Annotated in this window: 27 protein-coding genes and 2 pseudogenes; 22 read left to right on the forward strand and 7 right to left on the reverse strand. The window is 60.6% G+C overall.

Features of this window, described 5'->3' with window-relative positions:
- Positions 1 to 184: 184 nt before the first annotated feature.
- The 3 genes from NKH70_RS24825 to NKH70_RS24835 all read right to left on the reverse strand — a co-directional run bounded on the left by NKH70_RS24825 (position 185) and on the right by NKH70_RS24835 (position 1,379).
- Positions 185 to 454, reverse strand: a complete 270-nt coding sequence (locus tag NKH70_RS24825) for a DUF6455 family protein (protein ID WP_292656670.1) — start codon at positions 452 to 454, stop codon at positions 185 to 187.
- A 134-nt stretch (positions 455 to 588) separates the two neighbouring features.
- Positions 589 to 1,071 carry a universal stress protein gene (locus tag NKH70_RS24830; RefSeq protein WP_352464060.1) on the reverse strand — a complete coding sequence of 161 codons (483 nt, stop codon included), beginning with the start codon at positions 1,069 to 1,071 and terminating at the stop codon, positions 589 to 591.
- Positions 1,068 to 1,379 (reverse strand): hypothetical protein, encoded by a 312-nt coding sequence (locus NKH70_RS24835; protein WP_352719801.1) that lies wholly within the window; start codon positions 1,377 to 1,379, stop codon positions 1,068 to 1,070. The genes NKH70_RS24830 and NKH70_RS24835 overlap by 4 nt, the downstream gene beginning before the upstream one ends.
- A 295-nt stretch (positions 1,380 to 1,674) precedes the next feature.
- Between NKH70_RS24835 and NKH70_RS24840 the strand changes: the two genes are divergently transcribed.
- The 7 genes and pseudogenes from NKH70_RS24840 (at position 1,675) to NKH70_RS24870 (ending at position 8,134) form a co-directional block, all read left to right on the forward strand.
- Positions 1,675 to 3,162, forward strand: coding sequence for a PAS domain S-box protein (locus NKH70_RS24840; protein ID WP_352719942.1), 1,488 nt, complete (start codon positions 1,675 to 1,677; stop codon positions 3,160 to 3,162).
- The gene (gene fixJ, locus NKH70_RS24845) at positions 3,152 to 3,766 is read left to right on the forward strand and encodes a response regulator FixJ (RefSeq protein WP_352719803.1); all 615 of its coding nucleotides are present in this window, start codon (positions 3,152 to 3,154) and stop codon (positions 3,764 to 3,766) included. Before NKH70_RS24840 ends, fixJ begins: the two co-directional genes overlap by 11 nt.
- Positions 3,767 to 4,260: 494 nt before the next feature.
- Positions 4,261 to 4,707: a pyridoxamine 5'-phosphate oxidase family protein gene (locus NKH70_RS24850; protein ID WP_352719805.1), complete on the forward strand. Its 447-nt coding sequence runs from the start codon at positions 4,261 to 4,263 to the stop codon at positions 4,705 to 4,707.
- 162 nt (positions 4,708 to 4,869) lie between these two features.
- Positions 4,870 to 5,319, forward strand: a complete 450-nt coding sequence (gene trxC / locus NKH70_RS24855) for a thioredoxin TrxC (RefSeq protein ID WP_352719807.1) — start codon at positions 4,870 to 4,872, stop codon at positions 5,317 to 5,319.
- Between the two features lie 2 nt (positions 5,320 to 5,321).
- Positions 5,322 to 6,579: pseudogene (locus NKH70_RS24860) on the forward strand (MgtC/SapB family protein).
- A 154-nt stretch (positions 6,580 to 6,733) separates the two neighbouring features.
- Entirely contained in the window at positions 6,734 to 7,324 is a 591-nt protein-coding gene (locus NKH70_RS24865; RefSeq protein WP_352719811.1) for an NAD(P)H-dependent oxidoreductase, read from the forward strand.
- 363 nt (positions 7,325 to 7,687) lie between these two features.
- Entirely contained in the window at positions 7,688 to 8,134 is a 447-nt protein-coding gene (locus NKH70_RS24870; protein WP_352719944.1) for a pyridoxamine 5'-phosphate oxidase family protein, read from the forward strand.
- A gap of 220 nt (positions 8,135 to 8,354) precedes the next feature.
- Here NKH70_RS24870 and NKH70_RS24875 read toward each other — a convergent pair.
- A pseudogene (locus tag NKH70_RS24875) lies at positions 8,355 to 8,525 on the reverse strand (glucoamylase family protein); the annotation flags it as partial.
- Between the two features lie 24 nt (positions 8,526 to 8,549).
- On the opposite strand from NKH70_RS24875, the gene NKH70_RS24880 reads away from it, so the two are divergent.
- The gene (locus NKH70_RS24880) at positions 8,550 to 8,810 is read left to right on the forward strand and encodes an FtsX-like permease family protein (protein WP_502908397.1); all 261 of its coding nucleotides are present in this window, start codon (positions 8,550 to 8,552) and stop codon (positions 8,808 to 8,810) included.
- 3 nt (positions 8,811 to 8,813) lie between these two features.
- Positions 8,814 to 10,340 (forward strand): efflux RND transporter periplasmic adaptor subunit, encoded by a 1,527-nt coding sequence (locus NKH70_RS24885; RefSeq protein ID WP_352719815.1) that lies wholly within the window; start codon positions 8,814 to 8,816, stop codon positions 10,338 to 10,340.
- 47 nt (positions 10,341 to 10,387) lie between these two features.
- On the opposite strand, the gene NKH70_RS24890 is transcribed toward NKH70_RS24885, so the two are convergent.
- Both NKH70_RS24890 and NKH70_RS24895 read right to left on the reverse strand, forming a co-directional pair.
- Positions 10,388 to 10,774 (reverse strand): hypothetical protein, encoded by a 387-nt coding sequence (locus NKH70_RS24890; protein WP_353026265.1) that lies wholly within the window; start codon positions 10,772 to 10,774, stop codon positions 10,388 to 10,390.
- Positions 10,775 to 11,173: 399 nt separating this feature from the next.
- Positions 11,174 to 11,383: a hypothetical protein gene (locus NKH70_RS24895; RefSeq protein WP_353026266.1), complete on the reverse strand. Its 210-nt coding sequence runs from the start codon at positions 11,381 to 11,383 to the stop codon at positions 11,174 to 11,176.
- Between the two features lie 246 nt (positions 11,384 to 11,629).
- Between NKH70_RS24895 and NKH70_RS24900 the strand changes: the two genes are divergently transcribed.
- A complete protein-coding gene (locus NKH70_RS24900) occupies positions 11,630 to 12,277 on the forward strand; it encodes a helix-turn-helix domain-containing protein (protein ID WP_352719821.1) in 648 nt (215 codons plus the stop codon).
- A 694-nt stretch (positions 12,278 to 12,971) separates the two neighbouring features.
- Here NKH70_RS24900 and NKH70_RS24905 read toward each other — a convergent pair.
- Positions 12,972 to 13,154, reverse strand: a complete 183-nt coding sequence (locus NKH70_RS24905) for a hypothetical protein (protein ID WP_352719823.1) — start codon at positions 13,152 to 13,154, stop codon at positions 12,972 to 12,974.
- 336 nt (positions 13,155 to 13,490) lie between these two features.
- On the opposite strand from NKH70_RS24905, the gene NKH70_RS24910 reads away from it, so the two are divergent.
- From NKH70_RS24910 to NKH70_RS24965, 12 genes are all read left to right on the forward strand, one after another.
- A complete protein-coding gene (locus tag NKH70_RS24910; protein ID WP_352719825.1) occupies positions 13,491 to 14,039 on the forward strand; it encodes a hypothetical protein in 549 nt (182 codons plus the stop codon).
- A 122-nt stretch (positions 14,040 to 14,161) separates the two neighbouring features.
- The gene (locus NKH70_RS24915; protein ID WP_353026267.1) at positions 14,162 to 17,587 is read left to right on the forward strand and encodes an acyl-[ACP]--phospholipid O-acyltransferase; all 3,426 of its coding nucleotides are present in this window, start codon (positions 14,162 to 14,164) and stop codon (positions 17,585 to 17,587) included.
- Between the two features lie 397 nt (positions 17,588 to 17,984).
- Entirely contained in the window at positions 17,985 to 18,227 is a 243-nt protein-coding gene (locus NKH70_RS24920; protein WP_352719829.1) for a hypothetical protein, read from the forward strand.
- 431 nt (positions 18,228 to 18,658) lie between these two features.
- Positions 18,659 to 18,859, forward strand: a complete 201-nt coding sequence (locus tag NKH70_RS24925) for a hypothetical protein (RefSeq protein ID WP_352719831.1) — start codon at positions 18,659 to 18,661, stop codon at positions 18,857 to 18,859.
- Positions 18,856 to 19,071 (forward strand): hypothetical protein, encoded by a 216-nt coding sequence (locus NKH70_RS24930; RefSeq protein ID WP_352719833.1) that lies wholly within the window; start codon positions 18,856 to 18,858, stop codon positions 19,069 to 19,071. Before NKH70_RS24925 ends, NKH70_RS24930 begins: the two co-directional genes overlap by 4 nt.
- Positions 19,072 to 19,831: 760 nt before the next feature.
- Positions 19,832 to 20,950: a Fic family protein gene (locus NKH70_RS24935; protein WP_353026268.1), complete on the forward strand. Its 1,119-nt coding sequence runs from the start codon at positions 19,832 to 19,834 to the stop codon at positions 20,948 to 20,950.
- Positions 20,934 to 21,128: a hypothetical protein gene (locus tag NKH70_RS24940; protein WP_352719838.1), complete on the forward strand. Its 195-nt coding sequence runs from the start codon at positions 20,934 to 20,936 to the stop codon at positions 21,126 to 21,128. The genes NKH70_RS24935 and NKH70_RS24940 overlap by 17 nt, the downstream gene beginning before the upstream one ends.
- 21 nt (positions 21,129 to 21,149) lie before the next feature.
- The gene (locus NKH70_RS24945; RefSeq protein WP_352592712.1) at positions 21,150 to 21,455 is read left to right on the forward strand and encodes a type II toxin-antitoxin system TacA family antitoxin; all 306 of its coding nucleotides are present in this window, start codon (positions 21,150 to 21,152) and stop codon (positions 21,453 to 21,455) included.
- Between the two features lie 23 nt (positions 21,456 to 21,478).
- Positions 21,479 to 21,979 carry a GNAT family N-acetyltransferase gene (locus NKH70_RS24950; protein WP_352719840.1) on the forward strand — a complete coding sequence of 167 codons (501 nt, stop codon included), beginning with the start codon at positions 21,479 to 21,481 and terminating at the stop codon, positions 21,977 to 21,979.
- A 545-nt stretch (positions 21,980 to 22,524) separates the two neighbouring features.
- Complete coding sequence (locus NKH70_RS24955; RefSeq protein WP_353026269.1) at positions 22,525 to 23,571, forward strand: NAD(P)-dependent alcohol dehydrogenase; 1,047 nt, start codon at positions 22,525 to 22,527, stop codon at positions 23,569 to 23,571.
- Positions 23,572 to 23,914: 343 nt separating this feature from the next.
- Positions 23,915 to 24,826 (forward strand): carbohydrate ABC transporter permease, encoded by a 912-nt coding sequence (locus tag NKH70_RS24960; protein ID WP_352719844.1) that lies wholly within the window; start codon positions 23,915 to 23,917, stop codon positions 24,824 to 24,826.
- Positions 24,826 to 25,725: a carbohydrate ABC transporter permease gene (locus NKH70_RS24965; RefSeq protein WP_031212286.1), complete on the forward strand. Its 900-nt coding sequence runs from the start codon at positions 24,826 to 24,828 to the stop codon at positions 25,723 to 25,725. Before NKH70_RS24960 ends, NKH70_RS24965 begins: the two co-directional genes overlap by 1 nt.
- The last annotated feature ends 47 nt before the right edge of the window (positions 25,726 to 25,772 follow it).

Genomic DNA, 25,772 nt, shown 5'->3' on the forward strand with positions numbered 1-25,772 from the left:
CGGCAGTACCCGTTGAAACTGATGAAGATCAGGGCGCGGATGAGGGCTTGAAGAGGTGATCCTGGGCGCATCGCTGGCCGAGGTGCCGTGAGTGACAATCTCTTATGGTCTCGTGTTGGTTGACCGCCATGAGGCGGCCAGCGCGACGTTAGTGACGCAAACTGCCATTTGGCCGGAGACGCTCCTATCGCTGACCGGCCGCATGCTGCAGCCGCGCGATCAGGTCGCGATTGCGGCAATAGTCTGGCGGATCGTCGGCTTGCTGCTGCTCGTCGAGCCAGGTCGAGCATTCGTCCTGGTGTCCGCAGGCGCGGCAGCGGTCCACCGCCCGATTGGTGACGGCTATATTGTCTGGAACGATCTTCAATTGTTTGTCGACGCCCAGCTTCCGCATCATGCGGCCCATCAAGGCTGTCCTAGCGTCAACTGAGATCAGGTAGTCGAGAAAAGTCATGTCGGTCACTCCCGTTTCCCGCCATATCATTGTCATCTCGGCGACCGCTGCATTGATCTCGGTCAACGGGCCGTCTGCGGACGATGACCCTCGCGTGAATGCCGCAACTGGCGGACTTGCGATGCGGCCGGGGGTCAATACGACATGAGTCGGTTGATGCTGCTTTCTTCGATCAACGTGCGCGTGACTCCACCGAATGCCCATTCGCGCAGGCGGCTGTGGCCATATGCGCCGGAAACGATCAGATCGGCGTTGATTGAGCTCGCAAATGCCAACAGATGCTCACCGTCAGCGTCGCCGCGGATGAACTCGGTCCGCGCCATGATGCCGTGATGCTCAAGAAAGACTGCGACATCAGCGAGGCTGTCACGGATGCCGTCGTCGCGCTCGCTGTCGATTGTGGCGATGACGACGTCGTTGGCCTTGGCCAAGAAGGGCAATGCGTCGGTCAGCGCCCGTCGCGCCTCCCTGGTGTCCTTCCAGGCGACCAGCACGGTATTTGCCATGACATGTTCGATATGGCTTGCAGCGGCGAGTACTGGCCGGCCTGTGCCGAGTACAAGGCTACCGATATCGACGGTGCGATAGACATTTTCTCCTTTGTCGCCGCCGGTCACGATGAGGTCGCCGCACGGGCCCAAACGCTGAGGAAGCGCGTCGGGCTGCAGACGGCTTGACCCCATTCGCTTGAGATCGAGGCAGGAACCAGCCTCTCGAAGTCGGCGCGCAGTTCGGCGAGCCGTTTTTCGATTTCCGTTCGCTGGATCTGCATGATCTCGCCTTCGTAGACCATACCGTCGCCAGTCGCGACCAGAGGCGGGACATCCGCAGCCGCGAGGCCGATAAGGTGAGCGCCGAAGTTTTCAGCAAGTTCAACCCCGAGGCTCACCATGGCCGTAGGAGGTGCATCGATGGCGAGGTTCACGGCAATTGATTTGTAGGACACTGGAGGCGCCTTTCGCTGGAGCAGTTGAACGCAGCATGGGGTGCATTGGCCTGCGGCGCCTTGATGCGCGTCAAAGTGCATTAGCAACCGGCTTGATCGCGACTATTTGGCATCATGGTTTTGCGTGTGCAGAAAGAGCGATGAATGATAACTAGACTGCGTTGCGGGTTCCCTGATCAAAGGACTTGATTTGGACGACAGACAAACACGTGACTTGTCGACCGACGTTCGCGGCCAGGGGCAGACCACGGCCGAACACGACCGGCTGGCCCAGATGTTCGAGCAAGCCCCCGGTTTCATGACATTGATGCGTGAGCCGGGTCATGTCTATGAGTTGACCAACGCCGCCTATCAGCGCCTGATCGGCCAAAGGCAAGTGATAGGAAAGTCGGTACGCGAGGCCCTGCCCGAGCTCGAAGGTCAAGGTTTCTACGAACTGCTGGACCAGGTGTGCGAAACGGGCGAACCCTACAGGGGTCAGGGCGTGAAGGTCGCCCTTCGCAACAGCCATGACGAGCCGGTCGAAGAGCGCATCCTCGATTTCGTCTATCAGCCCATCAAGGCCGACGACGGTCGCGTCACGGCTATTTTCGTCGAAGGCACCGATGTTAGCGAGCTCTCCTTTGCGAACGCCGCCCTGCGCTTGCGCGAAGATCATTTGCGTTCGATCCTGGCAACGGTGCCCGATGCAATGGTCGTCATCGACGAACAGGGCCGTATTCAATCCTTCAGCACCGCTGCCGAAACGCTGTTCGGCTACCAGTCGAGCGAGGTGCTCGGACAAAATGTCAGTCTGCTGATGCCGTCGCCCTATCGCGAAGAGCATGACGCTTATCTCCACCGCTATCTGACGACCGGTGAACGCCGCATCATCGGGCTCGGCCGCACCGTCACTGGAATGCGTAAGGATGGCTCAACCTTTCCGATGGAACTTGCCGTCGGTGAAATGCATCCTGGGACCGGCCGCTTCTTTACCGGCTTCTGCCGGGATCTGACCGAACGCTACAGAGCGGAAGCAAGAATACAGGAGCAGCAGCAGGAGCTTCTACACATGGCGCGGTTTACCGCGCTGGGCGAAATGGCTTCGACATTGGCGCATGAGATCAACCAGCCTCTCACGGCAATCACGAACTACCTTAAAGGCAGCCGCCGGCTTCTCGAAAAAAGCACGGAAGAGAACGCGCCGATGTTGAGGGAGGCCGTGGAAAAGGCAGCGGAACAGGCCTTGAGGGCCGGAGACGTCATTCGCCACCTTCGGGACTTCGTCGCAAGAGGCGAGAGCGAGCGCCAGGTCGAACGCCTGCCCACACTGATCGAGGAAGCCTCGTCCCTGGCCCTGGTCGGTGCAAGAGAAGTAGACGTGCGCGTCAGCTACAAGCTTGATCCCGCCGCCGAACTGGTCTTGACCGACCGCATCCAGATTCAGCAGGTTCTGCTCAACTTGATGCGCAACGCGATAGAAGCCATGCAAGGCGTGCCACGCCGCGAGTTGCAAGTCATGACCGTGGCCCGTGACGACGGCATGGCAGAGGTAAGCGTGATCGACACAGGCACTGGTCTAGCGCCCGAAGTCTCCGCACAGCTTTTCCAGCCATTTGTCACCACCAAGAAACAGGGCATGGGCGTCGGCCTCTCTATTTGCCGTACAATCGTTGAGTCGCATGGGGGCCACATCTGGGCCGAGGCAATACCGACTGGAGGAACCGCGTTCCGGTTCACCTTGCGCATCGTGGAGAAGGAAGAGGTCGCCAATGACCGGTAACCATCTTGTGCACGTGGTCGACGACGACGTCGACGTTCGCAAATCGCTTGGTTTTCTCCTGGCGACGGCTGATTTCGCCGTTCGCCTGTACGAATCGGCGACAGCTTTTCTGGCTACGGCCACGGGCAATCTCGACGGCTGCATTGTGACCGATGTGCGCATGCCGGGCATTGACGGCATCGAGTTCCTGCGACAGCTCCGGACCCGCGGGCATACGCTTCCGGTCATCGTCATGACGGGTCATGCCGATGTGGCCCTCGCTGTTCAGGCGATGAAGGAAGGTGCCGCCGACTTCATCGAAAAGCCGTTTGACGACGAGCTGCTGATCGAAGCGATCCGCTCCGCATTGGACAGTCGCAATCGGACGGAGACAACACACCCCCAAGGCGTGGAAATCCGTGGTCGTCTGGCGGCCCTGTCGGAGCGGGAGCGACAAGTGCTGGACGGCCTTGTGTCCGGCCTGCCCAATAAGACGATTGCCTATGACCTCGGCATCAGCCCGCGCACGGTCGAGATCCATCGCGCCAATGTCATGAGCAAGATGGCCGCGAGCAGTCTGTCGCATCTCGTGCGCATGGCGTTGGTTGTGGAATCCAAACGTTAAAGCGAGTCGCGGAGAGACTTCCCGTCGTTTAGCGGAACCCTATCCGGCACCCAGTCTCGCCAGTGGGTCGGGTGAACGTCGATGCGTGCGCGGGTGGCGGCGTTCTTCCAGCCTTCTCGCTCCTTTATGCAAGGAAAGATAAGCGCATGTTCGCCATCCTCATCGAGGACGGCGAGTTCCAGCTCACGATCGAACGGAGCGCTTGAGATCGGCTTCCACATCATCCCCTATGATGGGTGGGAGCAGCAGGCCCCGCCTTGATCTGGATCATTTTCCGAATCCCCACTCCGGTATGGACCCTGACACTGACATGGGCCGCCATGCGAGTCACCGGCGGCCTAGCCACGGTTGTCGATTCATCTGTCGGCCGACCGACTCCTTGATCGTGATCAATGACCTCCCTGGCGGCAGGGCTACGATCCGCGATGCCGAATATCAGAGTCGATGGAGCACCGGCGACACCGTGCTGTCACGAAAAACAGGAGATCGCGCCGATGCTGATCCGCACGCTTTCTGCTTTGGAATGTACAAAATTGCTGACGGCCAACCGGATCGGCCACTTGGCATCCGCCAAGGATGGACACCCCTACGTCGTGCCGTTCTACTATGCCCACGCCGACAATCACCTCTATGCATTTTCCATGCCGGGCAAAAAGGTCGACTGGATGCGTGCCAATCCGCTGGTGTGCGTCCAGGTCGATGAACGCGGCCAAGGACGGGCATGGAGAAGCGTGATTGTCGACGGTGTCTATGAAGAACTGCCTGACCGGATCGGCTACAAGGTTCAGCGCGACCATGCGTGGTCGGTGTTGAGCAAGCACATCGACTGGTGGGAGCCTGGCGCTCTGAAGCCGGTTACGCCTCCTGTTTCGGACAGCACTCCGCATGTTTTCTTCAGGATCATTATCAAGCAGGCGTCGGGTCGGGAAGCAAAGGAATAGCGTGCTTTCCCGTCCGAACACCGCGGGCGCACAGCCGCCGTGGATTGTGCCGGGCAATCCGTTTTCACGCTAAAACCGTCCATCGCGCAAAAAAACATTGGAAGTTCGAGCCAGCTTGGGGATAGGCACTCTGTGGCGCATGTATACCAGTGGTGAAGGGCGATGGCGCAGGAAAATCTGGTGGTTTGCAGCAAATGCGGCGGGATCAATCGACTGCCGCCAGCGCGCGATGCCAAAAACGCAAAATGCGGAAAGTGCGGGAAAAAGCTGTTCTCCGGCCACCCCGAGGACGTCGACGCACGAACCTTCGATCGTCAGGTCAAGCGAGGCACCCTTCCCGTTGTCGTGGATGTCTGGGCGCCATGGTGCGGGCCCTGCAAGATGATGGCGCCCGCATATGAAGCCGCAGCAAACGAACTGGAACCGCATGTTCGGCTGATCAAGCTCAACTCCGATAATGAGCAGGCCGTTTCAGCCAGGCTCGGCATTCGCGGCATCCCGACCATGATCCTGTTCCATGGCGGACATGAGGTTGCACGCACATCCGGCGCAATGAAGGCGGGGCAGATCGTCAGGTGGATCCGCGACCACCTGCCTGTGGCCGGCGCCTAATCGTGGATCCGCTCATCGCCCGGCTCGGACTTGCACTAACTATAGGCCTGCTCGTCGGACTGGAGCGCGGCTGGCGAGAGCGGGAAGCGCCCGATCGTAGCCGGACGGCCGGAATTCGAACCTACGGCATATCCGGTCTGCTCGGCGGCATTCTCGCAGCTCTGGCCGATGCTCTCGACGGAGTGTCCGTGCTGGTCGGTGGTTTCATCGCCTTTGCGGCAATCTTCGCCTGGTACAAGGCGCGTGAGGCAGCCCATGATGAGGATTTCAGTGTTACGGCGGTAATAGCAGCCCTTTGCGTATTCGCGCTCGGTGCATTGTCCGTCGCTGGCGATTACCGCGCCGCTTCTGCAGGAGGAGCAGCACTCGCGGCCATCCTTGCCAGTCGGGAAATCCTGCACGGCCTCCTGAAGCGACTGACTTGGATCGAGCTTCGTTCCGCGCTGATCCTGGCTGTGATGAGCGCGATCATCCTTGCCCTTGCTGCCAAACCGGACGATGGATCCATGGGGCGGCTTCAATCCATGGGAAGTCTGGTTCCTCACGGTGCTGATGGCGTCGATATCGTTCGCCGGCTATGTCGCCGTTCGCGTCCTGGGGACCACCCGCGGCCTGCTCGTCAGCTCGCTCGCCGGCGCGATCGTCTCTTCCACCGCCGTAACCGTGGCGCTGGCCCGCAACGCCGTGTCGGCAAGCAATCCTCTGCCGCTCGCTGGCGCGGCGTCGCTGGCCGCAATGGTTTCTTTGCTACGCGTCTGCGCTGTGGTTCTGATCGTTGAGCCGAGCGTGTTCCCTTCGGTCGGCATTCCCGCAATTGTCGCGGCGCTCTCCTTCGCTGTTTGCGGAGCATTGCTCCTGGCTCGGAACAGCGGGGATCGCAAGGGTGCCGGCGTCGCGCGCAATCCCTTCGACCTAGGCCCGTTGCTGCTCTTCGCCCTGCTGTTTGCGATCGTCGCGACCGCGAGCGCTGCATTGGCTGCTCAATTCGGCGGACGCGGCTTGCTGGCGAGTTCGGCGCTTGCGGGCACATTCGATGTCGATGTCTCGGTGCTCAGTGCCTTGCGCCTGGTCAAGCATTCGGTCCCTGTCGAGACCATTGGCCAGGCGGTGCTCGCGGCGCTGGCAGCAAACGCGATCTGCCGCCTGTCGCTGGCCGCATTTGCCGGCCCGATCAGGTTCTGGTTGCCGCTCGCAGGTGCAACCCTCGTCGCCGCAATAGCCGGCTACGGCACGATGTTGCCGCCCTCGACCTTCTGGTAGCGCCGAGATCCGGCCTCTTTGATGCCGATCAAGGGCCAAGCCGGACAGCCGTTTTATGAAACTCCACGAAGGAGTAGGCCATGATCAGCTTGAAGGGTCACGCCCCGAAATTACGGCACGTCCGGTTGCTGCCAAGCCGCCTCGGAGGTAACCCATGCCGCGGCGCATCTTGATTGTTCTCGGCCATCCCGATCCGTCGCCACACCGGCTTTGCCGTAATCTCGCCAGGGCCTATGGCGAAAGTGCAGAACTGGCGGGGCATATGGTCCGCCGGGTCGACCTCGCGGCACTCGATTTTCCAATGCTTCGGACGTTGCAGGAGTTCGAGCACGGCGCGATTCCCGACAGCCTAGAGGACGCCGCTGAAGCGATAGTCTGGGCGGAGCACATTGTATTTGTCTTTCCGCTGTGGCTCGGGACCGTACCGGCTCTGCTCAAGGCTTTTCTGGAACAGGTGATTCGGCCGGAAACTGCCTTTGCCTACCCGGACAAGGGTGGCGGCCTGCCCAGGAAACTGCTTCGCGGCCGCTCCGCCCGCGTCGTGGTCACGATGGGCATGCCTGCCATCCTTTACCGGCTATGGTTCCTCAGCCACGGCATTGCCGGCATGCGGCGGAGCATTCTGCGTTTCGCCGGCGTGAGCCCGGTGCGCGAAACCTTGTTCGGCATGGTCGCGGGTGCCACCGATACGACACGGGCGAAATGGGTCGAACAAATGCGCAGGCTCGGTAAGCGGGCGCTTTAGCACGGTTGTCTTCAACCGGAACAGCAAAGCTCCCCTTTCGCACGAATGCAAAGGTGGCCGACCATGAGAATTGGCACGGCTTTGCGAAGCGCCGGTCAGCACTGCAACTTTGTTTGACCCGCATCAAAGCGCCGGCCCTTGTTTCCCGGTTCATTGCCTCCCATCGAGATCTTCAACTCAGGAGAGCATCCATGACGACGGCCGGAATAGATGTCCCAAGCCTGAAGCTACCGCTGCCATTGGCGCGCGCGCATTCCGAGGGGCGACCGAGCCCTGCCGACCAAGCGGACGCAGCAGTTTGATCCACGTCATTGCGAGTGCGGCTGCCAAGATGTGAAATACAAAAAACAGGAGATCGCATCGATGCGGATCCGTACACTTTCCAGTTTGGAATGCACGAAATTGCTGGCGGCCAATCGCGTCGGCCATCTGGCATGCGCGAAGGACGGACAGCCCTACGTCGTGTGCTTCAACTACGCCTACGCTGACACTCACCTCTATGCGTTTTCCTTGCTAGGCAAGAAGATCGAATGGATGAGAGCCAATCCCTTGGTGTGCGCCCAGGTAGAGGAACACGGCCAAGGCCGCGGATGGAGAAGCGTCGTTGTCTACGGCCGCTATGAAGAACTGAGTGACCGGATCGGCCACGAGTATCAGCGCGGTCATGCATGGTCAGTGTTGAGCAAGCACGCGGACTGGTGGGAGCCTGGTGCCCTCAAGCCAGTCATACCTCCCGTGTCAGACAGCTCGCCGCCCCTCTTCTTCCGGATTCTCGTTGAAGAGGTGTCGGGCCGTGAAGCAAGCGAATAGGCTGTTTCCGCCGTTCGATGCATGCGCCGAACGGCGAGCGGCACCCTGCAGTCGATTGCGCCGGCCCGATCGTTTTTGCCTGAATTGTCAGCGCGCCGTCATCGCGGCTTGCCGGCCGGGGCCAGCGCCGAATTGTCCGGGAACGCTTCGCCAAAGGAAAGGTCGTGACTACGACGCTCCCCTGTTTCTCGGCCTGTTCATTCCTCCGCGGCCAAGCCGATCAAGCAGTTGGCGTCGGGCCTGGTTCGAGCTCCCTCAACCAGCCGCCCTCGAACCCCGCCCGTTGCAAGCCGCTGCGGATGTACCGGCACGAGCGCATCAGCCGCCACAAGAGGCCGCTGCGGTCGTTCTCGAGCATCAGGACAACCGGCCCTTCGTTGAGGCCGAAGTGCCAAGGCGAAACACTCGGGGCGAAGTGTTGCGCATCCTCCTACTCGAACTCGCCCTGCTCACGCTGATCGCGCAGCCGCCCGGATGGCTGATTGGCTATGGCCTTGCCTGGATCATGCAGAAGAACCTGGCAGGCGAACTGATGCGGGTGCGCCTGATCGTCGAGCAATCCACCTATGTCTTCGCCAGCGCCATCGTGCTCGCCGCAGCCGTGCTTTCCGCTGTCGTGGTTCGCCGAAGGCTCAACGAGCTGGACCTTGTCACCGTTCTCAAGACGCGAGATTGAACCATGCGCGCAATCTGGATGAAACGAATTTTTGGGATCGCGGCTGTGACGCTGTTGGGGGCCGGCGCGGTCTGGTTCGCATGGCCGCGGCCCATTGCTGTGGACCTTGCGACGGTGACGAAAAGTCCCATGGAGGTCACGATCGAGGACGAGGCGAAAACGCGCGTGCGCCACGTCTATACAGTGTCGGCTCCTATCGCCGGCAAAGTCCTGCGCATCTCTCCGCCGCGTCACGTGGGAGATCAGGTCACCAAGGACGAAACCGTCATGGCTGTGATGCAGCCGACGCTGCCGGGCTTTCACGACGCACGCACCCATGAGGAGCTGCGGGCGGCACTGGCTGCGGCCGACGCGGCCGTGAACCTTGCGGCAGCCGAAACCCGTCGGATCGAAGCCGCGCTTTCATTTTCGCGAACGGAGCTCCGGCGGGCCGAGGCGCTGGCGCGCACAGAAGCGATCTCCCTAAAGGTTCTCGACACAGCCAAATTCAACGTTGAGACCAATGAAGCAGCTCTTGCCAGTGCGAAAGCCCAACTCGAGGTCCGCCGAAACGAGCGTGACAGCGTTGCAGCGCGACTTGGCGAACAATCGGGTGCCGCGCCGGAGCTGAATCCCGCCTGCTGCATACAGTTGCGCGCCCCCGTAAGCGGCAGCGTCCTAAAGATCATGCAGGAGAGCGAAGGTGTGGTCCAGGCTGGTGCCCCGCTGATCGAAATCGGTGACCCGCTCGATCTCGAAATCGTCGCGGACCTGTTGTCGACCGACGCTGTCCGCATAAAGCAAGGCGCGCCAGTCTGGATCGACAACTGGGGTGGACTGCCGGTCCAGGGCCGCGTCTCCCGCGTCGATCCGGCGGGCTTCACCAAGGTTTCAGCCCTTGGCATCGAGGAACAACGGGTCCGCACGACGATCGACTTCACCGACCCTCCGGCGAAGTGGTCGGCGCTAGGACATGATTACCGCGTGATCGTGCATGTCACGATCTGGAAAGGCCATGACATCCTGGCCGTCCCGGTGGCTGCCCTGTTCAGACAAGGAGACGACTGGGCGGTATTCGCGGTAAGGGACGGCCGTACACGGGTATCCATCATCAAGATCGGTCAGCGAAACAGCCGTACGGCGGAGGTTCTGTCGGGCCTTGCCCCAGGCGATCGCGTGGTACTGCACCCGAGCGACAGGGTCACGGACGGCGTGACCGTCCAGCGGGAACTGGCGGGTGGACAACAAAGGAGACAAGATCCTGGCCGCGCATGGGGTACGGCCGCGCATCCTGATCGAAACGCCCTACGGCCTGACCATCGCTATCCTTGCAGCGAAGGGCATGGTCAATCCCTCCGTCGTTGCGGACGGCATGATCGGCGGTATTTTGGCCAGGCCATTCGAGCCAGCCGTCAATTTCCGCGCGCTACTCCTGCGCCCGCCGGACGGCATCAATTCGACCTTGATCACCGACTTCATTGGCGAACTCTATGCCGCTCGCAATATGCTATCGAGCGAGGCATAGGCAACTGGCTCGACGCCTGGTTCTAGCTGCACACGAATGGCATCGACGAGAAGCAGGACACGCAATCCCGGTCCTATCCCTCCCCCATCGTCGAGCGGAGAAGAGCTTGCATATGCTCTGCCAAGTCGAGCTCACCGCGCGCCTCGATCTTCAAAAGATATCGGGCCTTGGACCGGCGATCACCTTCCCTGACCGCAGGATAGGCGCATACAGCCAGCAGCGCCCTTTCCTCAGCCCGGCTGGCTCTGTCGTGGTCGCGGTTACTGCCGCCCATTTCGTGGATCGCCTTGCCGAATGCCGCGTACGCTGCCTTGTGCGCATTGATCAGCGCCCGCAGATCGCGGGACGGTTCCCGGTCCTCCCGTCGCGGCTTTGTGGCGAAAGCCGATGCCGCAACCGTCGAGGCGACAACGGCGTTGGCGGAGTTGAGAAGCAAGGCGCGGCGATTCATCCTGGACATGGTGAACTCTCCTCTTCACTTCATGGCAGGCTGCCAGAACGATGTCGTAGGATCGGCCAGCTGCGCTTCCACAGTAGCATGACTGCCGGCGCGTTCATGTCAGGATGGATGGTAACGTTGGATGCGTTGCAGCCAGAGCATAGTTGGCGCGACTGCGCGAATCGGCATCTCGCGAACTGTTCGATCAATTGTCCCTCGGCCTCGCCACCAAAGAAAGGATCGCCATTCCCGAAAAACTCCATAACTTCGAAGAATTGCGATCCCTTTCGGCGCGGTTCACCAGGCGTCCTCGGCGGTGATGGCTTTCATCACCAGTTCGTCCACCCATCGTCCGGGCCTCGTTAAGATGGCGGTGCCAAGTGCCTTGCGACGACGGCGACCAGCGAAAGCCGTTGGCTTTCAGCGCCCACCGGTCGCCTCGTCGGGCTTACCCGGGAAGATCATCTGAATGCGAGCCATGTCGACGTCGATGATGTCGACGGCTCTGATTCCGATCTTGGCGATCTGGCTTTCATTTGCCCACTCCTGCATCCTCACCAGTGATTTCAGTTGCGATTGCAGGCGGCGGATTTCGGCCCGGTTGCCGACGTGTCGAAACCGCGTTTCCATTGCCAGTCTGCCAGTATGACGGCTGTCGACCGACGCTGATGATTGCGTGCTCCGACAATTTCAATGCGGCACAAGTCGGCAGAAGCATACGCAAGTTCCCGAGAAGGCGAGCGCCGCGTAGGCACGCTGCCGGCCTTCACCGCTTTCCCAGCCAAGCACTAGGTAGTTTCCCGTAGGGATAGAACCGAATTTCGCGACCTGCTGATTCGCGCGATTGCTGTGTTACGGATCAACCGGGAAACAGCCATGCACGCCCAATCGAGCTCCAGAATTTCACTGCCGTTGCACGCCTTACAGTCGAGCCTGCCTACGGCATTCGATCCGACACCGCTACAGTCGGTCAGCTTCTTTCGCTGCGGTTCGGAAATCTATGCGCAAGGTGAAAAGGCCGGAGCCTTCTATCAGGTCGAGTTTGGCGCCGTGCGTGTTTACCGCCTGCTTGCGGACGGTCGCAGGCAGATAAGTGCCTTCCATCTGGCCGGAGAGACATTCGGTTTCGAAGCCGACACCACCCATCATTTTTTCGCCGAAGCCATCAACGCCGTGGGTGTCCGCGTCTTCCGCTTTGCCACTGGTGCGGATCTCTCCCGTCAGCTGCTGCCGTTGGCTCTCAAGGGCCTGACGAGAGCGCAGGAACATCTCTTGGTTCTCGGCCGTCAGAATGCCATCGAACGCGTCGCCGCGTTCCTGGTCGACATGGCGGAGCGACAGGGCGGCTTGCGACAGGTCGAACTGCCGATGTCGCGCATGGATATCGGCGATTATCTCGGCCTCACCATCGAAACCGTATCGCGGGTTTTCACCCGGCTGAAAGACAAAGGCGTCATCCGCCTGCTCAATCTGCGCAGCATCGAGATCATCAAGCACGACGTGCTTCATGCGATGAGCGAGTGAGGCTACTTGGTCACTTGCCGCGCGTGGCAGACCGTAAGCGTTGCCGCTTCAAGCCCAAACGCTTGCGGAAGGGTCAGCAATAATACACAGGCACGGGATTTCAGTTCGTTGGCGGTGCGGGCCAGCGGCTCGGTAGCCGATCTCGTTGTACTCAACAACGCGACATGAAAGCGGTGCTCGCAGCTGCCAACGAGGCTGCCGGCGTTTACGAGCCGGCCGGCTGATTGGACAGCCCGCGAAGCGCGGCAACTCGCGTGCGCGCTTGCCGCTCGACCCCTGATGAGGATCCCACTGGGACGCCGATTCAGATGGCCTGTCTTTGAAGGCCGCCAAGCAGGCCTACGACCGCTTCAACCGGGCAACCGCAGCCGACCCGCTGCAGATGATGGATACCTTCGTCCCAGCGGAGGTGGGTGACGTCGAATTGCCCTCGCATTTTCGGCAAGCATCCCGGCAATTTCGCCGTGATGAGGGCTCCGAGTTTGGACGATGCAGGCGCTGTCAACCTTCTGCAAGCCAGCACCGTCGTCTGTAACAAGGACGCCGCAACCACGAGGGCGCGGCCGCCATCGAAGCGAGTTATCTCAGCACTCGCGGTGAAACCGCAGCCCTCTTGTGCCGCTCAACGGCTAATTTCAACCGACTTTGGTCACTCGGGCTTCAATTGCCATGCGGCTTTGGGCCAAGCGCGCAGCTAGGCGGCCTGCTTGATCTCCGCGACCTGAACGCCCAGCCGGAATGCCTGACCGTCTGCAAACGAGCGCGCGTAGCTCTCTGATGTAAAAGGGACCGTGGTGGTGGTGCCGCTGACCGTCACGCGAACCGACCACCCGTTGTCCCTAACGATTTCAACGACATGTTGCTCATGCGCAGCCATGCACTCCTCCCAGAATCTTCCGTTGAGGATGGGAGGATAGCGTCGTGAAACTGGTTTGCATGCAAATAATCCGACACCGCGACGTCGAAATGTCAAAACACGCACAGCTATACTCAAGTCGATGGCATCGCCTTAACCTTGGTCGATGCAAGAGGACACCACAGCGGCGAACTCACCTCAAGGGCGACTGCGCAGTTCACGCCCCTGTCTGGGGAACACGCGGATTGCCAGGCGGACAAAAAAAGCCCCAGCGCTGGGTCGATGCGCCGGGGCTTTGGGCACGTACAAGCTACACCAACATGTCCGCATATGAACGTGCGCTAATAAAGTGAAGGAATGGTGAACCACGCATATGCCGAAGGGCGCACGCTAAAAGCTGGGGTGAAGCGCAGTATCAGTAATGACAAGTCTGCGCACCCTGATTGTCCCACCTTACTTTCGACCAAACGACGGGGTGAGGATGCGGGCAGTCTTATTGCTTTGATGACGTATGCCGTCACCGCTCATGCCGATGAAGCGAGCCGGCTCACTGACGCCGTCCTCGACCGGCTGCGAAGACTGTCGCAAGACCGGCTGATTGTATCGAACCCGGAAACAGACCAACGCCGGCGCAACCTCACCCTGAAACCAAAAGACAATATCGATGATCTCCAACAGCTATGCTCCCGAGGGTTCAAGCGCCTGCAAACGTTGACCACGCCCACTTTCGCTATCGCCGCCTGGATGATGACGGCCGCATCAATTTCATGGGGCAAGCATAGCGGCCCAGGGTTCTGCCCGATGGCCGCGACCAGGCTCGTGGATACCTCGAACCATCACCAAGACACCGCGAGACGCGGAAGAGGCAAGCTGCTTCATCAACCGGCAACACCGAAAAGCTGCTGATCAATGTGAGCCGCAGTAACGAAGCGTAATCGGGTTCCCACTACAAAAAGGCTCAAACCGCGCAAGACCGCTGATCGATCCGACCAGGATCTTCAACGGTCTGCCCAATGGAAGTCGCCGCTATGGAAATCGTCACGAACAACCATACGAACAGTCATCTGATGACTTCACGGCGTTTTGCGCCTCTCTTCTGGACGCAGTTCCTGTCCGCCTTCAACGACAATTTCCTCAAGAACACGCTGGTTTTCCTTATTCTGTTCACCCTGGCGGCGGACAAGGCGGCATCACTGGTCACCCTGGCGGGTGCCGTCTTCATGGCTCCTTTCCTGCTCCTGTCCGCCCTTGGTGGCGAGATCGCCGACCGGTTCGACAAGGCGCTCATCGCCCGTCGGCTGAAATTCGCCGAGATCGCCGCCGCTGCTGTCGCAGTCGTTGGGATCGCGCTGTCGTCGATCCCGGTGCTGATTATGGCGTTGCTCATGTTCGGCATCATCTCGGCACTGTTCGGACCGATAAAGTACGGCATCCTGCCGGATCATCTCGAGCGCAAGGAATTGCCCCGCGCCAATGCCTGGATCGAATCGGCAACCTTCGCCGCCATCCTCGGCGGCACTATCGCCGGAGGCGTTGTCTCGGCCGATGGCATAGGCGTCTCGGTCTTTGGGCCGATGATGATGATCCTCGCCATCGGTTGCTGGTTTGTCAGCCGATACATTCCGTCAACCGGTTCTGCGGCTCCCGACCTAGTCATCGACAAAAACATCTTTCGCTCGACGTGGCGACAGGTCAACAGCTTGCGTGCCGACAAGCGGATCTGGCGCGCCGGACTGATGACGTCGTGGTTCTGGCTGATCGGGGCCATTGTCCTTTCGATCCTGCCTACGTTGGTCAAGGATTCGCTCGGTGGCGGAGAAATCGCTGTCACCGCCTATCTCGCGGTGTTCGCCGTCTCGATCGCGATTGGCTCTGCCATAGCCGCATGGATGTCGCAGGGCCGCATCGTGCTCTTGCCAGCCCCGGTTGGCACGGCGTTGATGGCACTATTCGGCTTGGACCTGGCCTGGACCATCTGGAGCATGCAGCCTTCGCTTAGGGCCGAAACGCTCGCAACATTCTTCGCCGGACCAAACACGGTCCATGTCGCGATCGACCTTGCCGGCATGGCTATTGCCAGTGCCTTTCTTGTCGTGCCGACCTTCGCCGCCGTACAAGCCTGGGCGCCCGAAGCCAGCCGCGCTCGCGTCGTCGCCGCCGTGAGCATCGTCAATGCAGGCTTCATGACGGTGGGCGGCATACTCGTCGCCGCGATTCAAACAGCGGGCGTCTCCACTGGAGGTATCCTGTTCGGCCTCGCCGCACTCAACGTGGTCGCCGCCTGGCTGATGCTGAGATATCTGCCAACCAACGCCTTCCGCGACTTCGTTTCCATTCTGTTCCGAGCCTTCCATCGTCTGGAGGTGGAGGGGCTGGAAAACCTCAAGGCGGCCGGCCCGGCACCCATCCTGGCGCTCAACCATGTCAGTTTCCTCGACGGCCCGCTGGCTTTGACTCTGACCGATGAGGAGCCGGTGTTTGCCATCGACTACACCATCGCCCAGGCCTGGTGGATGAAGCCGTTTATGAATCTCGCCCGCGCCCTGCCGCTCAATCCGGCCAAGCCGATGTCGACCCGCACGCTTATCAAGGTCGTGCAAGGCGGCGATCCGCTGGTCATCTTCCCCGAAGGCCGGATCACCGTGACCGGCGGCCTGATGAAGGTCTATGACGGTGCCGCCATGGTGGCCGACAAGACCGGCTCGATGGTCGTGCCCGTGCGCATCGACGGCCTGGAGAAGAGCTATTTTTCGCGGCTGACCTCGCAGCATGTTCGTCGCCGGCTGTTCCCGAAGGTCAAGGTGACCATTCTGGAGCCCGTCAAACTTCAAGTAGCGCCGGATCTGAAGGGCCGGAAGCGCCGCGCAGCGGCGGGCGCTGCCCTCTACCAGGTCATGTCGGACCTCCTCTTCCGCACCCAGGACATCAAGAAGACCGTGCTGGAGAAGATCATCCAGACGGCGAACGAACGCGGCATGAAGCAGCTGGCCGTGCAGGACCCGGTCACCGGTTCGCTGAGTTACGGCAAGCTGCTGACAGCGGCTGCCGTGCTTGGCGAGAAATTCGAACATCTCTATGCCGGCCAGCAGACGCTCGGTATCATGCTGCCCAACGCTAATGGCGCCTGTGCGACACTGCTCGGCGTCATGTCGGTCGGCAAGGTTCCCGCGATGATGAACTTCACTGCCGGCGCGGCCAACATCCTCTCCGCTTGCAAGGCCGCCGAGGTGCGCACCGTGCTGACCTCGCGCGCCTTTGTCGAACAAGCGAAACTTGGCGCCGTGGTCGAGGAACTCGGCCGCTCGGTCGATATTGTGTGGCTTGATGATCTGCGGGCCACTATTGGCCTCAAGGATAAGCTGCTCGGCCTTTTGCGCAAAAGCGCACCCCGGGTCGCCCGCAAGTCTGAAGATCCGGCGGTGATCCTGTTCACCTCGGGATCCGAAGGCACGCCCAAGGGGGTGGTGCTCACCCACCGCAACATCCTGGCCAATGCCGCGCAGGCCGCCTCGCGTATCGACTTCCATTCGGGCGACAAGGTCTTCAATGTGCTGCCGATCTTCCATTCCTTCGGCATGACGGCGGGCACGGTGCTGCCGCTGATCTCGGGCGTGCCGGTCTATTTCTACCCCTCGCCGTTGCACTACCGGATCGTGCCGGAGCTTGTTTATGCCTCAAACGCAACGATCATCTTCGGCACCGATACGTTTCTTGCCGGCTATGCCCGCACCGCACACCCCTACGACTTCCGCTCAGTGCGCTACTGCTTTGCCGGCGCGGAACCGGTCAAGCCTTCGACCCGCGCGACCTATATGGAAAAGTTCGGCCTGCGCATCCTCGAAGGCTACGGCGTGACCGAAACCGCGCCGGTGATCTCCATCAACACGCCGATGTACAACCGCTCCGGCAGTGTCGGCAAAATCATGCCGGGTATGGAGTATCGCCTGGACCCGGTGCCTGGCGTCGAGGATGGCGGGCGGCTTTTCGTGCGCGGGCCCAATGTCATGGCAGGCTATCTGCGCACCGAGAAGCCGGGCCTGCTCGAGCCGCTCGAAGACGGCTGGCATGACACCGGCGATGTCGTCGCCGTCGACGATGTCGGCTTCATCACCATTCGAGGCCGCGCCAAGCGCTTTGCCAAGATCGGTGGCGAGATGATCTCGCTGGCCGCCGTCGAGGCGCTGGCGGGCGAATTGTGGAAAGGCTCGCTCTCGGCGGTCGCCGCCGTGCCAGATGCGCGCAAGGGCGAAAAGCTGATCCTCATCACCGAGGCCGTCAACGCCACGCGTGCCGAATTCCTGGCCTTCGCTAAGGCCAACGGCGCCATGGACCTGATGGTGCCCGCCGGAGTGCGCGTCGTTGCGAAAGTGCCCGTCCTCGGCTCGGGGAAGCTCGACTTCGCCGCCGTGACAAAGATGGTGCTCGGCGCAGAGATGAAGATTAACGCCGCTTGAATGGCCGACGAACCAAGCTGCCCGCTTTCCCGCGCAGTCCCCTCCACTTGCCGCCCGCGTAGTAACGCCGGTACTTCACTAGGTCCCGCAAATCACAGGATGTGAGGCGGTCGTCTCTGTCTGACCTTTGGAAACTTAAACATATAGCTATCCCGATTGCCGAACTCAGGGCGAGCAGTTCTGGACCTCGCAGAACGGCAAGCGGGGGTGGTGACGCCGCCAGCGTGCTCGGACGCTGATCAAGCTTGAAAGCCAGGGCAAACTGCCCTGTCGCTTCCTCGCCGGCGCGGATCCAATCGCCACGGCGCTGAACAGTCAATGACCACGGACAGCTTGCCGCGGCTCTTAGCGGCTGCGACCACGGGCCTGGGCGAGTCCTCGACGAGGCGCGCGCGGAATGTTCAGGGTTCAGGCTTATCCGTTCAAGAATATCCGTGGCGTTCCGGTCTCAATGAGCATTCTTGAGCACGGCAGCGCTGGTGAACCTCACGGCGCGCTCGATCGGCCTGTTTCGGAACTTGCCTGTGGCGAGAAACAGCGGCTGCAAATCGGTCTGGCGCTGACAACAATCGGTTGGCCTGCTCCTACTCGACGAGCCGCTTGCCGGCACGAGCCCGCGACGCACTATGATCATCACTGACCTCGCTTGGATTCGCTCGAGCTGGTTGAGAAAGTAAACGTCCTGCAGGAGGGCAGGAAGCTGGTCGAAGGCATGCCGGGTGAGATCCGACCGCTGCAAAGGATGATGCGGCTCGAGGAGCGGAGCCTCACGCAGCTCTCTGCCGTTGAGATGGAGGTGGTTGAATGCGTGGAAGACCTTGGGCGGTTTCTCTACCAATGTGGGCATTTGGAATCAGATAGAGAACAGCCGGCCAAGGCCCGGCTCCGTAAGCATGCACGCGCACTTCAAGCACCGCGATCGCATCAAGAGGCATGCCGAATAAATTTTCACCAATATTGCGGGCTGAACGGCTAAGCAACGGTGAGCAACCGTACGTTTTTTAAATTCAATTGAAGCCAATCAGGAATAGACTATTATCCCACCGGGGCGTGTTTTTTGGGGTGGGTTGGATGAGCAATGTGCAAAGGGTAACTCCAGTTCTAGAACAAGCAATCGCTGCACTTCTAAACAGGGCCGAGTATGGCAACACAGTTTCGATCAAAGCAGCACTGAAGGAAATTAGGCAGGCTGCGCCTTATTTGGTCGCATCCGACGAAGAGCTAACCGAGGCGGTCGTCGAAGTATCTGCTGCCATGGGCCTGTCTCAATGAGTGGCATAGCCTATCCTGGCGATTTGGCTTTGTTGAAACAGGTCTTTGATCGTGTCTGCGCCGAGGCAGGTATCTCGGTTAGTAGCGAGCAGGCGGAGCGCCTGAGCGTGACCGCAATGGCACTCTTCTCGGACGGTGAGTTCGACGAGGCTGTTCTTTATGAGCGCCTTCGGCTTGTTGCCCGCTCTCTGCCGAGAAAGGACCGAGCATGACTCCCATCATCGGGAAGCCCTAGCGAGCGTTGTCGCTCCATATGAACCTTTGTCGATCGACGACGTGGGCCGATCAGGGCAAGCGATCCGGCAGCAATACTGTGAGGCGAAGGGTATGCTGCGTGCGCCGAACTTCCCTGTGCGCCGGTGTTCCACCGCGTGAAAAAAGCCCGCCGCACGGTTGGGTGCGGCGGGCCGGACGGGCGCTGTTGCACCAAGCGGGGGACTAGGGTGGGCGGGCTTGCCAGGTGCGCGCGGGCCGTAGGCAAACTTAGGCGCATGAGTTGCTATACGTCTAGCAACCGCCAGTTGGACTGGCCCGAAATCAGGGTTCCAGTGCCAAGGGACAGGACACTTCCCGGAGCCCAGCCCCAAGGCCCGTCGGGGCCGGCTCCGTGCTCCAGCCTACCGGTTCAGATCCGAGCCGTGCCCACATCTTGAACAGGCAAAGCCGCGAGCGCCTGTGAGGTACGAACCGCCGCTGACTTCCATAATGACGCTACACGTGTCGGCCCTTGATAGCTGCGTGAGGGGAGCTGTGCGAAAGACCGGTTCTCGGGGCGCCTCAAGCTATGTCCTTCAACGTTTCCAGCGGCCCTTTCGGAGCCGACCTGGGTTGGATCAACTCCGGCGCAATCAGGAAAACCTGCGGTGCCGCCGGGGGGTGTTGACCTATCCGACAGGACCTTGAGGCATAGCGAGGATTGCTATAGCTCACCTTTCGTGGCTTCATGAGTTATAGAAAGGTGCTCTATAACTCATGGTATGGAATTGGGAGCAGGCTGACTGGCCGCATTTTACCTACGATAAGAAGGTATTGGAACCGCTGGAAAGCGAGTTCCTGTTGCGATCGGGCGAGTTCCTGGGCGTCTTTCGTCATGTCGGTGCCAACGATCGCGACCAGATCCGCATCGATCTTATCAGCGAAGAGGCCTTGAAGACATCCGCGATTGAAGGGGAATACCTCAACCGCGAGAATCTGCAATCATCCTTACGCCAGCAACTTGGCCTGGGAAGCGAGATCAGGCACATTCCGCCGGCCGCCGAGCGCGGCATCGCTGAAATGATGGCCGATGTTTACTTGCGTTTCGCCGATACACTCTCGCACCGCACCCTCTACGCCTGGCACAAGATGGTGATGTCGGGTGAGCGGGGTATCGGGACCATCGGCAGCTACCGCCAGCATGCCGATGCTATGCAAATCGTTTCCAATCGGCTGGATAAGCCCAAAGTGCATTTCGAAGCGCCGCCGTCGGCCCGGGTGAAGACCGAAATGGACGCCTTCGCGGCTTGGTTCAACGAAACCGCGCCCAAAGGCAAGATACCGATTCCGGCGTTGACGCGTGTCGGAATCGCGCACCTTTATTTCGAGAGCATTCACCCATTCGAGGATGGCAACGGGCGCATAGGGCGTGCCCTCTGCGAAAAGGCGTTGGCGCAAAGCCTGGGTGAGCCCAGTCTCATCGCTTTGGCGTACACGATTGAACGCCACCGCAAGGCCTACTACGACCATCTGGAGGCCAGCAACAAGAGCAACGCGATTACGGATTGGCTGCTCTACTTCGCTAAAACGATCCTTGAAGCGCAGCGCGTAACGCTTGCCCGTGTCGAATTCTCCGTCGCCAAGGCCAAGTTTTACGAACGCTACCGCGGTCACTTCAACGAGCGCCAGGAAAAGGTCATCACCCGGATGTTCCGCGAAGGTATAGATGGTTTCAAGGGCGGTCTCAGCGCCGAGAATTACATCGCCATCACTCAGGCATCTCGCGCGTCAGCGACAAGAGATTTGCAGGACCTCGTTGCCAAGGGTGCACTGATTAGAACTGGCGAACGACGATACACACGTTACGCATTGAACACTCTTGCTGGCCGAGCGTAAACCACAACAGGGCAGAAGAAGCGGGCTGTCGAAGAGCCTGCCTGCCTGGCACCGTCAGCACCCAGTAGAAGCCGAACAGCGGGCGAAGCTGATGTTCGACCACCGGCGCGTGGATGAAGGGCAGAAATCGGACGTTGATTTGTTCGTCTATGTGACGTACATTGTTTGCGAAACATAGACCACGACAGGAGTGATCCCAATGGCGCGCAAACAGCCCCAGATCGAACGAGAGACGCCCAACCGCGTCGAACGCCTCGGATTCCGGTTGGATGAAGAGACTAAGGATCTTATCGAGCGGGCAGCGCATCTGTCACGACGCAAAGTCAGCGACTTCTGCGTCACTGCGCTCACTGACACCGCGCGCCGGACGATCGCCGAGCATGAGACGTTGGTGCTGTCCGATCGCGACCGCGCGGCATTCTTCGACGCGCTGGTCAATCCGCCAGAGCCGAGTGAGCGGCTGGTCCGCGCCTTGGCCGAGCACAAGCGCCGGGTCGCGTCCTGAGCATGGCGGCGTCTCGGCCAGATTTGAAGATCGAGGCGCTCGCGTCGCATCACGACCGGGACGGCTTTGCCTGCGGCGTCGACAGACTCGACCGTTATCTCCGGACGCAGGCAAGCCAAGATGTGCGGCGCAAGGCGAATGGGGTCTTCATTCTCGTGGAGCCTGATAAACCGGATGTCGTGCTGGGCTATTATACGCTTTGCGCAACCGGCGTTGCACAGGGCGACGTGCCGGCCGCCGCGCGCAAGCACATCCCGCGCTATCCGCTGGTCAGCGCCACGCTGATCGGACGGCTGGCGGTCTCGGAAGCCCGTCAGGGCGAACGCCTGGGTGCGATGCTTCTCGCCGACGCCGTGCGGCGCGCCTATGCGAGCGCGGCCACAGTCGGTTCCTCGATGCTGGTGGTGGATGCCATCAGCGAGCGCGCCGCTGCCTTCTATGAGGGAAACGGCTTCGTGCGGCTGCCGGACTCCCTCCGGCTGGTCCTACCGATGCACGCAATCCAGCAACTGGTGGAGCCATGATCGACGCAGCACCTACATCGCCTAACGCGCAGCCTTCGCCGTCGGACCGCGACGGGTTCGGCCACCCTGTGCTTTGCCGAAGCCCTCAGAAGCATCTCGCAGACCCAATAAAAAGGACCCTCTTTCGTCGTGCTACGGCGCCCTGTCAGGTGCTCTGTCGCTCGGGCAGCCGAAGCCGGGCGACAATCTCTCAAACATCGCGTCACAGCATGCCCTGTTGCGCCGCTTCGCCAAAACAGAACCGAAAGATGGGAGAACTTTGTGTGCAGCAAGTGTGCACGTCGCCCTCTAAACACTGGTTCCCATCCTGATGCCGAATCTATCACTGGATACCTCAGAGCACCCTGAATGATCCAAACGCAATCGGCAGCGGCATGGTCGGCCTTCAAAGTCCCTTGGCCGGGTTGGTACGGATAGTCGGAATCTTGCCACACCCGTTTCCGAACTGGATTTTGAAGCCGTGAATGAGCGGCTATGATGAACGTGCCGAGTGCAAGCAAGGTCGAGGAGGCCTCGAACAATCGGCATTAGAGGAGATTACGTCGATGACGAACGTTCGCGCCCTTGTCCTTGAACGCCAGCACGAACTCAAGCTGCGTGAGATCGATCTGCCACAGACCGTAGGCGCGGGCGAAGTTCGCATCAAGATCCATACGGTGGGCATCTGCGGCTCGGACGTGCACTACTACACGCATGGCCGCATCGGCCCGTTCGTGGTCGAAGCGCCGATGGTCTTGGGCCACGAAGCCGCCGGCACTGTCGTCGAAACAGGGAAAGGCGTCGAGCATCTGAAGGTCGGCGACCGCGTCTGCATGGAGCCGGGTATCCCCGATCCCAATTCGCGGGCGAGCCGGCTCGGCCTATACAACATCGATCCGGCGGTCAGGTTCTGGGCAACGCCGCCGATCCACGGCGTGTTGACACCCTATGTCGTCCACCCCGCCAACTACACTTTCAAACTGCCCGACAATGTCAGCTTCGCCGAAGGCGCCATGGTCGAGCCCTTCGCCGTCGGCATGCAGGCGGCTGCCAAAGCAAAGATCGCGCCTGGTGACACGGCGGTGGTGATTGGCGCCGGGCCGATCGGCACGATGGTGGCGATCGCGGCACTCGCCGGCGGGTGCGCCCGCGCCATTGTTGCAGATTTCGCCCAACCCAAGCTCGACATCGCCAGCGGCTATCAAGGCGTGATCCCGGTCAACATCCGCGACAAGAACCTGGCGGCGGAGGTAAAGCGCCTGACCGATTGCTGGGGCGCCGATGTCGTTTTCGAATGCTCGGGCTCGTCCAAGGCATGGGAGACCCTGCTCGATCTGCCGCGGCCCGGCGGCGCGGTGGTGGTGGTCGGCCTGCCGGTGGCGCCGATCGCATTCGATGTCGCCACCGCCTCGACCAAGGAAGTCCGCATCGAGACTGTGTTCCGATATTGCCACCAATATGAGCGGGCAATCGCGCTGATGGGGTCGGGTCGGGTCGACCTAAAGCCACTCATTTCGGCGACCTTCCCCTTCGAAGATTCCATCACCGCCTTCGACCGCGCAGTCGAAGCCCGGCCGGCGGACGTAAAGCTTCAGATCCTGTTGCCGGATTAAGGGGAGTTCCAGAAGCCCCCGGCTGTCCTCCCGATCTCCTCGATGCTTTCGTAGCTTTCCTTGGGCTGCCAAAGTTGGCGGCGGCCCTGAGCGCGTTTGAGGCTGGTGCACGGCATTTACCGGCGGCGTTTCCTCCAAAAACAACTCCATACCCGGCGATGACGGCATCCTCTGGGACCACGAGCAAATCCCTTGAGCGCTGACGGAACCGACTTGACAAATCGGCGGCCGTCCGACACGTTCCTAACAAAAGGCACAACAAACTTACAAAAGTTCAAGTTGGCACAATCTGGCCGATAGGGAGAAGGCCGATGCGTCTCTGTGACCGAGCGGAGATTTGCACGTGAGCAGCGCTATCCTCACGCGGCCGACTTCCAGGTGGGCCCTGCCCCGGTTCATGACGGCCGAGCATCCTTTTCCCTGGCTCGCGCCGATCACGGTGATGCTTCTCGTTTTCGGCATCTACCCCCTCGCCTATTCAGTCTGGCTGTCGTTTCACAAACGCAATGTCGTTTCCCGGCAGCTTGACTTCGCAGGGCTCCACCAATGGACGCGGGCCTTCTCGGATGCGCGTATGTGGCATTCGCTGGAAACCACGCTGATCTACACCTTCGTCGCGCTTGCGGTTCAGCTTGCGCTCGGCATCCTCATTGCCCTTCTGCTTGACACCGATCGCAAAGGTTACGGCGTGCTGCGGGCGCTGATGACACTGCCGCTGGTGGTGCCGCCTGCGGTGACCGGAATGATGTTCCTGCTGATGCAGGACGGCTCTTTCGGCGTCCTGTCGTTCTACCTCTATGCCCTCGACCTGATCTCGCCGGCACAGCCGATCCTGACGCAGCCCGGAACCGCATTGGCGGCAATCCTGCTGGCAGACATATGGCAATGGACGCCGTTCATGGTGCTCATCATCCTGGCAGGACTCAGGGCGCTGCCGAAGGAACCTTTCGAAGCCGCGGCGATCGACGGCGCCAACGGCATCCAGACATTCTGGCGGCTCACATTGCCGATGCTGCGCAAGGTGATAGCGGTCGCGGTGCTGATCCGCGGCGTCGATCTCTTTCGCATCTACGACTACGTTTACATCATCACCGCCGGCGGGCCAGGCACGGCCACCGAGACACTTTCATTCTACGCGGGTCGAATCTACTTCACCGGAGACTTTCCCTATGCCGCGACCCTGTCGCTGATCGTGCTCGTCGTCTTGATCGTCGTGTCGAACCTGTTCGTCAGGCTGTTCAAGGTGAGGTTCTGATGGAGTCGTCGCGCGCCCAAACGATCGCCCGTGACGTGCTCGCCGTCCTGGTGGTGGCGATCTTCATGTTCCCGATCGCGTGGTGGGCTCTGTCGTCCATCAAACCCTATTCGGCGATTTTCGACCGCAGCGGACCAGTCTACACCGGTTTCACGCCGACGCCGGACAATTACCGTGTGACGTTGCTTGGCGTTTCGCGCGTCGACATCGGCATGGAACAAGGCGGCGAGGCGGCCGGGGTCATCAAGGGTGGCGCGAGCTCCTACGATTCCCGCCAGTCGTTGCTCGACAGCGCCATCATAGCCGTCGGATCGACGGCGCTGACGCTGCTGCTGGCCACCCTGGCTGCCTATTGCCTGTCGCGAATGCAGTTCAGCGGCCAGCAGTCCTTCCTGTTCTGGATTCTCTCGCAGCGCTTCATGCCGCCAATCGCGATCGTCATTCCGATCGTTTTCATGTTCCGCGATCTCGGCTTACGCGATACTTATACGGGCCTCATCCTCGTTCACAGTTTGATCAACCTGCCGCTGGCAGTTTTGCTTTTGAAATCGTTCTTCGACGATGTTCCGCGCGAGGTTGATGAGGCGGCGCTGATTGACGGCGCGACGCGCTGGCAGACGTTCCGACGCGTGGTCCTTCCCATGGTCAAGGGCGGCATCGCTGCGACAGCTGTTCTGTGTTTCATCTTTTCGTGGACCGAGTTCCTGCTCTCACTGTTCCTGACAACGTCGATCCGCACCGTGCCGGTGAAGATCTCGACCTTTGTCACCTCGACCGCGACCGAGTGGGGCTACATCACAGCGCTCGGCACGTCCGCGATCATACCCAGCTTCATCTTCATCCTGCTGGTTCAACGGCATCTGGTCCGCGGCCTCACCCTCGGGTCCCTGAAGGAGTGAGGCGCAGACGAGAAGAACGACGACAAAAACGCAATGGAGGAACGATC

It is taken from the genome of Mesorhizobium sp. M0991 (genome assembly GCF_040318915.1).
GTDB lineage: Bacteria > Pseudomonadota > Alphaproteobacteria > Rhizobiales > Rhizobiaceae > Mesorhizobium.